The organism is Pseudomonas sp. D2002, from assembly GCF_013385735.1.
Lineage (GTDB): Bacteria > Pseudomonadota > Gammaproteobacteria > Pseudomonadales > Pseudomonadaceae > Aquipseudomonas.
The window spans coordinates 108,929-122,066 of record NZ_JACAPL010000006.1 but is presented as its reverse complement, the minus strand read 5'-3'; the positions used below and the strand labels follow the sequence as shown (position 1 = coordinate 122,066).

Genomic DNA, 13,138 nt, shown 5'->3' with positions numbered 1-13,138 from the left:
ACATTGACCGGGTCACACTGTGGAACTTGAGGCGTTGGGTAAATTTCAGGCAAAAAAAAGGCCGCACCCTGCCAAGGAGACGGCCAAAAAATTGTCGAGGCATTTGAAACTAACGTGCGGTAATCACCGACAACTTGGTGATGCCCGCGCGCTCGATAGACGCCATGGCTCGCGCCACTTCGCCGTAGTTCACTCCATCGTCAGCCTGCAGTTGCACCCGCACATCGGGGTCCTTCGCCTTGGCCGACTGCAGGTTGAATTCCAGCAAGTCCGGCTGGATTTCGTCCTTGTTGATAAACAGTTTGCCGGCGCCGTCGATGCTCACCACCAGCGGGTCTTTCTGCTCCACCGGGGCCACAGCCTGGGTCTTTGGCAGGTTGATCGGGATCGAATTGGTCAGCAGCGGCGCGGTGACGATAAACACCACCAGCAGCACCAGCATCACATCCACCAACGGCGTGACGTTGATCTCGCTCAGCACCTCATCACTGTCTTGCGTGGAGAAGGCCATCTCAGGATGCCTCCTTCACTTTTTGCGGGGTGCCGGCCGCGCTTTTGGTCAGCGCAGGGTGCAGCAGCACTCGGAAGGAATTCTTCTGCGCCAGGCTGTAGAAGTCGTGGGCAAAGTCATCCAGGTCGGCAGCCGTCAGCTTCAGGCGGCGCAGGAAGTAGTTGTAGACCAGCACCGCCGGCACCGCGACGGCGATACCGACGCCCGTGGCCACCAGCGCCGCACCAATCGGGCCGGCCACGGTTTCCAGGCTGGCGGAACCGGCGGCGCTGATCCCCTTCAGCGCTTCCATGATCCCCCACACGGTGCCGAACAGGCCGATAAACGGCGAGGTGCTGCCGATACTGGCGACCACGGCCAGGCCGGTTTCCAGCGAGCGTCGTTCCCGCACGATCTGCTGGCGCAGGGCGCGCTCAAGGCGGTCCTGATGGTTGATGGCCTGGCTCAAGTCCGCTGCGTGCGGCGCATCACCGACCTGGATTGCGGCATAACCGGCCTGGGCCACACGGGCGGCAGCACCGGGTTGGGTTTCGGCCAGTTCGGCGGCCGAGTCGAGACTCGACGCCGCCCAGAACTGTTTGTGGAATTTGCGATCCTGGGCCTTGAGGCGACCGAACTGCAGGCCCTTGAGCAAGGCGAAGCCCCAGGTCGCGACCGAAAAGACCACCAGCAGCCAGATCACCGCGCTTTCGATGGATTCAAGTGGAGATGCTAATGCCATGATGTTTTCCCTCTGTACAGGTCGCGGCGTGTGCAACACACCGCAGCGCAATAGTTAGTGAATCTTGAAATCGATCGGTACGCTGACCCAGCCGTCCTGGGCCACATCGCCCTGCTTGGCCGGCACGAAGCTCCAACGCTTCACGGCGGCCAGTGCGGCGTCATCGAGTTGCTGGCGCCCGCTGCTTTTCTGGATCTGGATCTCACCCGGCTTGCCGCTGGCCAACACATGCACCCTGAGTAACACCGTGCCTTCCCAACCCCGGCGCTGAGCCAGTGACGGGTACTCCGGCGCCGGGTTCTTCAGGTACGCGGCGTTCGCCGACGCGGGTGTAACCGGTGCAGGCGACGGCGGTGCGGCCGGCGCGGGCGGAGCAGGTGGCGCAGGCTTCGGTGGCGCGGGCGGCTGCTCGACCGGCTTCGGTGCGGGCTTGGGCTCGGGCTTCGGAACTGGCTTGGGTTTAGGCTTTGGAATCGGTTTCGGCGGCGCCGGCTTAGCGGCCAATTCATCCACCACCGGCGGCGGTGGCTCAACCACAGGCGGCGGCGGTGGTGGCGGCACGGGCGGTGGCGGTTCAACCACCGGCGGCGCAGGCTGGGAAAATTCGATGGTCATCGGCGGGATCTCCGGCGGCACAATCGGCAGCACCGGCGTCGGCTTCTGGCTCACCCAATAGATCACCGCAGCGTGCAACGCCAACACCAGCAAGCCCAGCAGAAGGCCTTCGCGGCGACTCGAGAAGCGCTTCGGGGTTTGCTGCAAACGCAACTGCCCCAACGGCGCGCGGTGCGGCCGGCCAAGGTCGACCAACTCACCACTCGGTGCCTGGCGCCACTGCGCCTCGGGTGCACTGGCGGCGGTCTGGACATTGCCCATTGATTCACTCCCTACGGTTTTCACACAAAAAACCGACAGGCCTGCAATAGCGGCCGTCGAGGGCTGAATCATCGGGGCCAGACGCTTATCTCATAAAGTAATCTTTAAAGTTATACATAGATCAAAATTGAATATGAGAAACATCCTGAAGCGCCAAAACCACGTCCTGCGTGGCCTGTGACGAAGGCGCTGTTTTTCGATGCTTTTCAGGCATAAAAAATATTCAGAAAAGGCATGGATTGTGGCCAGCCCCTCGCCACAAAAACGGCGCTTGTCGAGCGTTTTACGCTGGACTGTTGGCGCATAAATCAAGCAATTGGCGTTGCAATGTCTGCCCGGCTGCACCCAACCCGCTGCGCCCATACAACGCCAGCCGCACGCCTTGCACCCTGGGCAAACCGCTGTCTTCACCGAGTACCACATGCCCGGCCTGCACCACCCGTCGCGGCAGCAAACTGATGCCCAACCCCGCCGCCACTGCGGAACACACACTGGCCAGACTGGCGCTGGAATAGCCGATGCGCCAATGCCAGCCGCCCACTTCCAAGTGGTGCAGCATTTCATTGCGGTACAACCCGCCCACCGGAAACGCCACCAAGGGCAGCGGCTCGCGCCCGAATGACGGCGTACTGCGGCTGTCCACCCAGCACAACGGTTCCGGCCACGACGCCACGCAGTCGTCGCTGTCACCCATTTGCTTGACCAGCAGCACATCGAATTCGCCCGCTCGGTACTGGCGCTGCAATTGCGGCCCAAGGCCGCTGGTGACTTCCAGGCGCAAGCGCGGAAAGGCCGCCACGAACGCCGACAGCAACGGCATCAGGCGTTCGGCGGCAAAGTCCTCCGGCACACCCAGGCGCAGTACGCCGTCGCTTTGCTGGTTGATCAATACGTCGGCAGCCTCTTCATGCAGCGCGAGGATACGTCGAGCGTAGGCCAGCAAGCGCTCGCCCTCGGCGGTGGCCACCACGCGACGCTGCTCGCGGTCCAGCAACTGGCACGCTACCGCCTCTTCCAGGCGGCGGATCTGCTGGCTCACGGTGGATTGAGTCACGTGCAGGCGCTCGGCAGCGCGGGTGAAATTGCCGCAGTCCACCACGGCAACAAAACTGCGTAACAACACGGGGTCGAACATGGCGCGTCACCATTCCATTTGCCACTGACTGGCATGGTTATATTTAATTTCAGAATACCCCGCCGCCTGGCCATACTTCTTGCCTCTTTTTTGCGCACCCGCAGGTCCTGCATGCCGCTTAACCCGTCATTCCTGAGCAAACTCGCGGGCTGGGGCCTGCTGGTCGTGCTCGGCCTCAACCTACGTCCCATCCTCAGCTCCATTAGCCCGTTGCTCGGCGAGATTCGCCAGGCCACCGGGCTGAGCTTCCAGAGCAGCGCCCTGCTCACCAGCCTGCCCGTGGTGTGCATGGGCCTGGTGGCGCTGGTCGGCGTGCGCGTGGAAGCACGCCTGGGCGAACGGCGCGGCATTGCGTTGGGCTTGATGATGATTCTGCTGGCGTGCCTGGCGCGCTGGCTGATGGGCCAGGCGTCGGCGCTGCTGGTCACGGCGTTGCTCGGCGGTGCCGGTGTGGCACTGATCCAGGCGCTGGTGCCGGCGATGATCAAGCGTGAGTTTCATCACCGCGTGCCGGTAGCGATGGGTGTGTATTCAGCGTCGTTGATGGCCGGTGGTGGCTTGGCCGCGCTGCTCAGCCCGCTGGTGGCCACGTATTTCCAGCAATGGCAGGCGGGGCTCGGCGTATGGCTGTTGCCGGCGCTGGCCGCGTTGCTGCTGTGGGCTTTTTTACCGCTCGGTGCGGCCCGAAGCGCCCGCGTGATGCCGACGTTCAAAGGCCTGCGCAATCGGCGCGCCTGGCTGTTGGCGCTGTATTTTGGCTTGGTGAATTGCGGCTACATGAGCCTGGTGGCGTGGCTGCCTGCGTACTACCAGCAACTGGGCTGGGGCGTGCTGCCGAGTGGTTCGTTGCTGGCGTTCATGACCATCTTCCAGGTAATCGCCGCGCTGTTGATGCCGGTGCTGGCGCAACGCGGTATCGACCGACGCCCGCTGCTTGGCATCAGCCTGCTGGCGCAAACCATCGGCTACCTCGGCCTGATCATCGCGCCGCTGGACTATCCGCACCTGTGGGTAGCGTTGTGCGGCTTCGGCCTGGGCGCCTGTTTTGCCCTGAGCCTGTTGCTGACCCTCGACCACCACCGCGACCCACGCCAAGCCGGGCAACTGGCGGCCTTCGTGCAGGGCGTGGGCTTTTTGATCAACGCGGTTTCGCCATGGCTGACCGGCTGGCTGCGTGAACTCACCGGCCACTTTGTCAGCGCCTGGGTGGTGCTGACGGTAACGGCAGTGGCAATGCTGGTGGTGACGCGGGTGTTCAGCCCGGCCACCTATCGCACCGGGTCAGAAGTCGTAGCGCCCAGTCACGCCTAAGGTGCGCGGCGTGCCCAAGAGGCCTTCATAGCCGCCATTGCCGCCGGTCCACAGCGTGGTGTAGTAGGTTTTGTCGAAGGCGTTTTTCAGCCACAACGACACGTCCCACTGCCCTTGCTGGTAGTTGCCGCGCAGGCCGGTGGACAGGTTCACCACGGCATAGGCGGGAATCTGCCCGTAGTCGGAATCCTCGACCGTGCCTACCGCTTTGGAGCGGAACGCGTAGCTGGCAGTCACGTAGGGTTCGAAGCCGTTATCCAGGTTCCACTTGTATTCGCCGTTGGCGTTGGCGATCCACTTCGAGGCGCCGACCACCTGGTGGCCGGTCAAGTCGCAGGACGCCGGCGCGCCTGGGCGCAGGCTGACTTCCGGTGGGCACGGCGCATCTTTGTAAGACAGGTAACTCACGTCGTTAAACGAGCCGTTGAGGTTCAGCGTCAGGCCCTTGATCGGCACCAACGTGCTTTCCACTTCAACACCCCGCGAGCGCACAGAGCCGGCGTTGGTCAGGTACTGCACGCGGTTGTCCTGGTCGTAGGCGTTGGTCTGGTAGCCGTTGACCTGGGTCCAGAACAGGTTGGCGTTGAGCTGCAGGCGGCGATCCCACAGCGTGCTCTTGAAGCCCAGCTCGGCGTTGTTGGCGCGCTCGGTGCCGATCAGCAACGAGTCGGCGCCGGCCGTCGGCGCGGAGCCCACGGCCAGGTTAACGCCACCGGATTTTTCGCCATGAGACAGCGTGGCGTAGCCGAGCAGGTTTTCGTTGAAGTGATAACTGAGGTTCAGCAGCCCCGAGGGTGTCGCGCTGTATTGGCTGAGGTCGCCCGAGTCATACACACCGGCACGCCCACGCCGCGCGGTGGCAGCGGCGCCGGTCACCGCAGCACCACCCAGCGGCGCATTGCGCGTGACCCAGGCGCTTTTCTCTTCATAGGTGCCGCGCAGCCCGGCGGTGAAATCCAGGCGCTCGGTGAGGTGCCAGGTGCCTTGGGCGAACAGGGCAAAACTGTCGGTGCGAATGTACCCGTTGCCTACGCTGCTCACATTGTTCAACGCCCCCGTCGGCGTGCCGTTCCAGATATCGGCCTTGGGCCCGTAATAGGCAAAGGATTTGTTATCCAGCGAATTGCCGAAGTAATAGGCGCCCAGCACATAGTCGAAGAAGCCACCGGTAGGCGAGGCCAGACGGAATTCCTGGGACCACTGTTTATCTTCCACCGACACACCGGCGTTGTACGACGCGGGCACGTTGAGCCCGTCGTCATTGCGCGGGGTGAAATTCCACCAGCGGTAGGAACTGACCGAGGTCAGGGTGAAGTCGCTCGGCAGCGTCCAGTTGGCCTCCAGCGATGTGCCGCCTTGGAACACGGTGACGTGCTGGTCGCTGTCCAGGTTGACCTTGCGATGGGTGCCGTCCACCAGTGTCGCGCCCGCCGCCGTCGCCCGGGCCTGGTAGAGGTTGGTGCCATTGATGGTCGGCCCGGTGCTGTAGAGCACGCGGGTGCCGGCGCTGGAATCTTCCTCGTTGTAGTCGCCGATCCAGCGCAGGTTGAAGGACTCGTTGGGCTTGTACAGCAGCTGCCCGCGAAAGCCCTGGCGTGAGCCGCCATTGAGATCGTGACCGTTGTATTCATTTTTGATATCGCCGTCACTGCGCGTGCGATAAGCCGAAAAACGCCCGGCCAAATCATCGGTGAGCGGGCCGGAAATCGTGCCCTTGGTTTGGAAATAACCGTCCTCGCCCAACGAGGTTTCAATGCTGCGTTCCGGGGTAAAACTCGGCGCGCGGGTGCTGATGTTGATCACCCCAGCCGTGGTGTTTTTGCCGAACAGCGTGCCTTGCGGGCCACGCAACACTTCAAGCTGTTCGATGTCCATCAAGTCAAACACCGCCATGCCCGGTCGCCCGAGGTACACGTTGTCGATGTACAGCCCCACGCTGCCTTCCAGGCCGTCGCTGGCCGGGTTGTTGCCCAAGCCGCGAATCGACACGCTGGACTGGCGCGCATGCATATAGGCGACGTTGACGCTGGGCACCAACTGCTGCAAATCCTGAATCCGATAAACCCGCTGACTCTCCAGCGCCTGGCCGCCGATCACGCTCATGGGCGTGGGCACTTCCTGGGCGCTTTCGGTACGCCGCCGGGCGGTCACAGTGACGGTCTCAAGCTGGCCGCCGGCGTTTTCGCCCTTGCTTGCCGGCGCGGGTGTTTCGGCGGCCTGGGTCGGCGACCAACTGGTGCTACCGGCCACCAACATGGCCAGGGGCAAGGACTTCAACAGACTCATAAGCGGCTCCGGAACCCGGAAATATCTGGGCTCAGATATTCCATAAGGTTATTTATTTATGTTTTTACGAACATTTACTGCATAAGAGATAGCCTTTATAAGGAGTCGACCTAATGCATAGCCAATGCATTTCCCGGATATTTTTGATGTGAAAAATGCATATCGATTTGCGCCAGCTTCGCCACTTCATCGCCCTCGCTGAACAACGCAGTTTTGTCGCGGCGGCGTTGGCCGTGAACCTGTCGCAATCGGCGTTCAGCCGCAGCATCCAGGCGCTGGAACACAGCGCCGGCTGCCAGCTGGTGGACCGTGGTCGCAAAGACCTGGCGCCGACCAAACAAGGCCAGGTGTTGCTGGAACATGCGCGGCGGCTGGTCAGCGGCGCGCAGCAATTGGCCAACGAGATCAGCCAGTTCAACGGGCTGGAGGCCGGTGAGTTGCGCTTCGGTTGCGGCCCGGCACCGGCCGCCGGGTTGATCCCGCGTGCCATCGGCAGTTTTATCGGGCGTTACCCCAAGGCGCGCGTGCAGTTCCAGGTGGATGACTGGCAAAGCCTGAGCAAACGCCTGCTCAGCGAAGAGTTTGAATTTTTCGTCGCCGACACCCGCCATTTCGAAGCCAACCCGGACTACCACACCCACCGCCTGCGCGCGCGGCGCTGGTATTTTTGCTGCCGCGCCGGGCACCCGCTGGCCAACCGCGACAGCGTGAGCGCCGCCGAGCTGATGAGTTATCCGCTGGCCGTGACCATCCGCCCACCGAACCTGCGCAAGGTCATCGTCGACTTAAGCGGACGGCCCGATTACCTACCCAATGTGGAGTGCGAAAACGGCTACAGCCTGATGGGCGTGGTGCTGCGTTCGGACGCCATCGGCATCGTCAGCGCCAACAGCGATGTGCTGCACATGGCGCGGGGCGAGTTGGTGTGTTTGAAGATTGACGGGCTGGCCGAGGACTTGGAAGAGCGCTACACCCGCTACGGGATTGTCAGCCGCGCGGGGTATCGGTTGTCGCCGTTGGCGGAGGCGATGATTGAGCAGATCAAGCAGATCGATGAGGCGGATGAGGATGTGTGTGCGCTGGAGAATGTGGCTGTTTGAACTGACGCTATCGCAGGCAAGCCAGCTCCCACAGGGGAATGCATTCCCTGCATGAAACCCAGTCCTCAAATGCACTTGCCAGTGCACCTGCGAACAGCGAAAACCGTGGTCTTTCTTCTGTTCGGTGAAGCCCCATGTCCCAACCAAAACCTGTGCGCAATGTGCTCTACATCATGTGCGACCAACTGCGTCGCGATTACCTGTCGTGCTACGGCCACGCGCATTTGCACACGCCCAATATCGACCGCCTGGCCGCCGCCGGCGTGCGCTTCAGCCGTGCCTACACCCAGGGCACCATTTGCGGGCCGTCGCGGATGTCGGCGTATACCGGGCGTTATGTCAGCAGCCACCAGGTGGCGTGGAACGCGGTGCCGCTGCCGCTGGAAGAGTTGACGATTGGCGACTACCTGCGCCCCCACGGCATCCGTACCGCGCTGGTCGGCAAGACCCACGCCACGCCAAACGTGGAAGCCTTGCAGCGCCTGCACATCGACCCCGACAGCGCGCAAGCCGAACCGCTGAATGAAGTCGGCTTCGACGCCTATTTGCGCCACGACGGCATCTACCCCGACAGCCCGCTGTTCGAGGACAAACGCGAGTCCGCGCCCTACACCCATTACCTGCGTGAGAAAGGTTACGACGGCACCAACCCGTGGCATGAATGGGCCAATGCCGCAGAAGGCGAAGGCGGTGAACTACTCAGCGGCTGGCACATGCGCAACGCCGGGCTGCCCGCGCGGGTGGCCGAGGAACATTCAGAAACCGTCTACACCACCGACCGCGCCATCGACTTTATCCGCGAGCAGGCCGAGCAGCCGTGGTGTTTGCACCTCTCGTATATCAAGCCGCACTGGCCCTATATCGCCCCGGCGCCGTATCACGCGTTGTATGGCGCCGAGCATATCCAGGCGCCGATTCAGCCCCAGCAGGCCAGCGATCACCCGGTGTACCAAGCCTTCCGCCAACACCAGGAGAGCCTGAATTTCTCCCGTGATGAGGTGCGGCTGACGGTGATTCCAACCTACATGGGCCTGATCAAACAGATCGACGATCAACTTGGGCGGCTGTTCGATTTTCTGCAAAGCAATGGCCGTTGGGATGACACGCTGATTGTGTTCACCAGCGACCACGGCGACTTCCTTGGTGACCATTTCCTCGGCGAAAAAGAATTTTTGCTCGAGCCTGCGGTGGGCGTGCCATTGATCGTGCGCGACCCGCGCGCCAGTGCCGACGTCAGCCGTGGTTCGGTGGACGAACGCCTGGTGGAAACCATCGACGCCCTGCCTACTTTCCTTGACGCCCTGGGCCTGCCAAACGCCGACCACCGTTTGGAAGGCCGCTCGCTGATCCCGCTGCTGCACGGCCAGCCCATCACTTGGCGCAACTACGCCATCGCCGAATACGACTACGCCTTCCAGGCCCCGGCCCGTGAGCGTCTGGAGCAGCCCATCGACCGCTGCCGCATGACCATGGTGCGCAGCGAGCGCTGGAAATACCTGGCGTATGACGGCTTTCGCCCGCAGCTGTTTGATTTGGAAAAAGATCCCCAGGAGTTGAATGACCTGGGCGAAGATCCGGCGTATGCGGGGGTGCGCGAGACGCATGTGGGGTATTTGTTCGAATGGCTGCGCGGGTTGAAGCGGCGCACCACTATCAGCCACGCAGAGATCGATCAGCGTGGGCAATGGTTTCGGTATGGTGAGCCGGAGTCGGAAAAAGTGGTGCAGATAGGCGTCTGGTAAACACCACAAAACCAATGTGGGAGCGGGCTTGCTCGCGAATGCAGTCTGTCAGTTGATACATACATCGACTGACACTCCGCCTTCGCGAGCAAGCCCGCTCCCACATTTTGATCTTCCAACTTAGCCTAGAGCCCCTTTGTGGTCTGGCTCCGCTGCCCTTGCACACCCACCGGCACATCGCCCTTGAGCGTTACCCGGCGCACGATGCGTTCCTGGGTGCCGTAGTCGTCCACCGCGTAATGCTGGGTGGCGCGGTTGTCCCAGATCGCCACGTCGCCGGTGTTCCAGCGCCAGCGCACGGTGTTTTCCAGGCGGGTGACGTGGCTTTGCAGCAGGTTAAACAGTTGCGTCGAGTCCGCCTGGGAGTAGCCCTTCAGGCGCTTGACGAAGTGCCCCAGCAGCAAGGTTTTCTCGCCGCTGACCGGGTGCACACGCACCACCGGGTGTTCGGTTTCGTACACCGTGGAGGTGAAAATCTTGCGGTATTCTTCAAGCTTTTCCGCCGACACGTCCGGCTTGCGCCCGGCGTAGTCGTATTCGTTGCTGTGCACTGCCCACAGGTGGTCGGCAAGTGCGCGCAACTCGACGCTGAGGTCGTTGTAGGCGCTGGCGGTGTTGGCCCACACCGTGTCGCCACCGGACTTGGGCGCCAGCACCGACCGCAGGATCGAGGCTTTCGGGTAGGCGTCGACGAAGGTCACGTCGGTGTGCCAGGAATTGGCGCGCTGGCCGCGCGTACCGTCCAGCTCCAGCAGGAACCGCGTGCCGTCACGCACCGGCACGGTCGGGTGGGCAATCGGCTCGCCCAGCAGGTGCGCAAAGGCTTCCTGGCTCTGGTCATCGAGGTGGGTCTGCTCGCGGAAGAAGATCACTTTGTACTGCACCAGCGCCTGCTGGATGGCCTCGACAGTGGCGGCATCCAGGTCACCGGACAGTTTGATGCCACGGATCTCGGCGCCAATGCGGCCGGCGACCGGGTGGATGTCGAGTGCCTGGGCGACGGGTTGAACGGCTAATGCGGCGTTGCTCATGGTGATGCCCCTCATGTGCCTGCTGATGGTGGGATGCTTTCCAGCAACGCTCTATTCATATGCAATTTAGATCTAGCAAATGAATGAATGCTTCGTTGACGGAATAAGAGCTTGCATTTAAAACCTCAGCTCCCCGGGTCGCAAATGCCTTCGACCTATTTTTCAAATGCCGGGAAAGCATATGGATCTTCGCCAACTGCGCTACTTCATCGCCCTCAACGAACACCGCAGTTTCGTGCGCGCAGCGGACGCCATGGGCATCACCCAACCGGCGTTCAGCCGCAGCATCCAGGGGTTGGAGCAAGAGTTCGGCTGCGTGCTGGTCGACCGTGGCAATAAGGATTTGCGCCCCACGCCGGAAGGCCAGGTGGTGCTGCAACACGCGTTGAGCCTGGTGCACGGCGCCGCCCTGCTGAGCAGTGAAGTCACGCGCATGACCAAGCTCGACGCGGGCGACCTGCGCTTCGGCACCGGCCCGGCGCCGGCGGTCAAATTGGTGCCGGATGCAGTGGCGCGCTTTATCAGCGCCCACCCGAAAATCCGCACCAGTTTCCAGGTGGATAACTGGGAAAAACTCAGCCGCGCCTTGAGCCGCGAAGAGATCGAATTCTTTATCGCCGACATCCGCCAATTCGAAGCCGACCCGAACTTCCAGACGCGCGCGCTGACGCCCAAGCGCGGGGTGTTTTTCTGCCGGCCGGGGCATCCGCTGCTGGCCAAGGACAGCTTGTCGACCAACGACATGTTCGACTACCCGCTGGCCTCGCCGCTGATCTCACAAGGCATTCGCAAACTGCTGGCGAACCTGAGTGGGCGCATGGACTTTTCACCGAGCATTCAGACCGAACACTTCCCGGCATTGGTCAAGATTGTGCTGCAGTCCAACGCCATCGGCGTGGGCACCGAGGAAGCCTTTGCCGAAGACATCGCCCAAGGCACGCTGGTGCTGCTGCACTGGCGCAACCTGCCGCAGAACCTGGAGACCATGAGCGCGCGGTGCGGGATTGTCAGCCGCACAGGGTCGCGCTTGTCGCCGGCGGCGAAGGCGATGATTGAGACGTTGGTGGAGGTGGACAGGCAGGAGGTGAGTGTGGCGGTTTGACGGGCCTCATCGCGGGCAAGCCCGCTCCCACATTTTGACTGTGTTCACAGATCAAATGTGGGAGCTGGCTTGCCGGCGATAGCGATAGCCCAGACACCACCAGACTCAGAGCCCCGCCGCCGCCAGGTTCGGCGCCACCCAATCACTCACCTGAAACGACTTGCGGATCAGCCGCTCCTTGGACGCCAGATCCACCGCGTCCTGCAATTTGCCGAGGAACGCCGGGTCCAGGGTCGACGGGAAAATCTCGCTGAGTTTCTGGTCTTTCAAATCATTGGCCAGGATCACCGGCGGGTAACTGGCCCGCGTCGACACCAAGTCAATGTAGGCCTGCTTGTTGCTGTCATCAGTCAGCCATTGCACGGCTTGCTGTTGGGCCTTGAGCAACTTGGCTACGACCTGCGGGTGTTCGTCGACAAACTTGGCGCTGCCCACCAGAACTGCCTGCACGCTGCCGGCGCCACCGATGTCCTTGGTAGTCAGCGGTATCTCGGCCAGGCCCTTGGCTTGCAGCCCTGTGAGGCCTGAACCGCCCCAGGTGGCGTCAATCTGTTTGGCGGCCAGGGCGGCAATGGCGGCGCTGAAGTCCAGGTTGATGACTTTCAGGTCTTTTTCACTCAAACCCTGGCTGGCCAGCGCGCTGTCGAACGACAACTGGCTGGCCGTGCCACGGAACACCGCGACGCGCTTGCCCTTGAGGTCTTGCAAGGTCTTGATGCCGGAGCCCGGCACCACGCCGAGGTAGTGCTTCACACCGCGTGCCGAGGCGCTGAGCAGGCGAGTATCCAGGCCGTTGGAACGACCGATGATCGCGGCCAGGTCGCCGAGGTAAGCCAGGTCTACCTGGCCGTTGGCGAAGGCCTCATTGATCACCGGGCCGGCGCCCTTGAAGTAATTCCATTGGATCTTGATGCCCTGGTCGGCGAAGGCTTTTTCGAAGATCTGCTGGCTTTGCAGCACGTCGGTCACCCCGCCGCCGCTGTGCTGGCTGCCCGCACTGAGGTCGGGCACGGCGATGCGGATTTCCGTAAGGTCGGCCGCGTGCACCAGCCCGGCCAGGGCGGTGCCCGCGAACAGGCTGATCAGACGTTTGAAGGGCAGTTTCATAAGCGCAGCTCCTGGTGGGCGACGGTCGCCTGGGGAGCAGAAAGTAGGCACAGGCCGGACAAAACTTTAAATACTATAAATTCACAATTTAATAGCTTTTAGACCTATGCAGGCTAAAACGCAGGCTCCAGAGGGTTATGCATAAACAGCATCGAAAATATTCTTCGAATGCATTGGATGCGTGCCGGGCAGAGGCTTTAAATGATTTTTCTTATC

The 13,138-nt window shown here is 62.0% G+C and carries 11 protein-coding genes; 4 read left to right on the top strand and 7 right to left on the bottom strand.

Going from position 1 to position 13,138, the window contains the following annotated elements:
* Positions 1-109: 109 nt before the first annotated feature.
* The 4 genes from HX783_RS13535 to HX783_RS13520 form a co-directional block, all read right to left on the bottom strand.
* Positions 110-511: a biopolymer transporter ExbD gene (locus tag HX783_RS13535; RefSeq protein ID WP_005783751.1), complete on the bottom strand. Its 402-nt coding sequence runs from the start codon at positions 509-511 to the stop codon at positions 110-112.
* Between the two features lies 1 nt (position 512).
* Entirely contained in the window at positions 513-1,235 is a 723-nt protein-coding gene (locus HX783_RS13530; RefSeq protein WP_159961287.1) for a MotA/TolQ/ExbB proton channel family protein, read from the bottom strand.
* 51 nt (positions 1,236-1,286) lie between these two features.
* A complete protein-coding gene (locus HX783_RS13525; protein ID WP_177017196.1) occupies positions 1,287-2,108 on the bottom strand; it encodes an energy transducer TonB in 822 nt (273 codons plus the stop codon).
* Between the two features lie 283 nt (positions 2,109-2,391).
* Positions 2,392-3,243 carry a LysR family transcriptional regulator gene (locus HX783_RS13520; protein ID WP_177017195.1) on the bottom strand — a complete coding sequence of 284 codons (852 nt, stop codon included), beginning with the start codon at positions 3,241-3,243 and terminating at the stop codon, positions 2,392-2,394.
* Positions 3,244-3,354: 111 nt separating this feature from the next.
* Here HX783_RS13520 and HX783_RS13515 point away from each other — a divergent pair, with 111 nt between their 5' ends.
* Entirely contained in the window at positions 3,355-4,554 is a 1,200-nt protein-coding gene (locus HX783_RS13515) for a CynX/NimT family MFS transporter (RefSeq protein ID WP_177017194.1), read from the top strand.
* Here the strand turns inward: HX783_RS13515 and HX783_RS13510 are convergent.
* Positions 4,525-6,840, bottom strand: coding sequence for a TonB-dependent receptor (locus HX783_RS13510; RefSeq protein WP_177017193.1), 2,316 nt, complete (start codon positions 6,838-6,840; stop codon positions 4,525-4,527). The genes HX783_RS13515 and HX783_RS13510 overlap by 30 nt on opposite strands.
* Before the next feature lie 155 nt (positions 6,841-6,995).
* Here HX783_RS13510 and HX783_RS13505 point away from each other — a divergent pair, with 155 nt between their 5' ends.
* Positions 6,996-7,940, top strand: a complete 945-nt coding sequence (locus tag HX783_RS13505; protein WP_159953628.1) for a LysR family transcriptional regulator — start codon at positions 6,996-6,998, stop codon at positions 7,938-7,940.
* A gap of 134 nt (positions 7,941-8,074) precedes the next feature.
* Positions 8,075-9,682 (top strand): alkaline phosphatase family protein, encoded by a 1,608-nt coding sequence (locus tag HX783_RS13500; protein ID WP_177017192.1) that lies wholly within the window; start codon positions 8,075-8,077, stop codon positions 9,680-9,682.
* Positions 9,683-9,807: 125 nt separating this feature from the next.
* On the opposite strand, the gene HX783_RS13495 is transcribed toward HX783_RS13500, so the two are convergent.
* The gene (locus HX783_RS13495) at positions 9,808-10,713 is read right to left on the bottom strand and encodes a TauD/TfdA family dioxygenase (RefSeq protein WP_177017191.1); all 906 of its coding nucleotides are present in this window, start codon (positions 10,711-10,713) and stop codon (positions 9,808-9,810) included.
* A 181-nt stretch (positions 10,714-10,894) separates the two neighbouring features.
* Here HX783_RS13495 and HX783_RS13490 point away from each other — a divergent pair, with 181 nt between their 5' ends.
* Entirely contained in the window at positions 10,895-11,815 is a 921-nt protein-coding gene (locus HX783_RS13490) for a LysR family transcriptional regulator (protein ID WP_159953625.1), read from the top strand.
* Between the two features lie 105 nt (positions 11,816-11,920).
* Here the strand turns inward: HX783_RS13490 and HX783_RS13485 are convergent, their stop codons facing one another.
* On the bottom strand, positions 11,921-12,922 hold the full coding sequence (locus tag HX783_RS13485) for an ABC transporter substrate-binding protein (protein ID WP_177017190.1): 1,002 nt from the start codon (positions 12,920-12,922) through the stop codon (positions 11,921-11,923).
* Positions 12,923-13,138 lie beyond the last annotated feature (216 nt).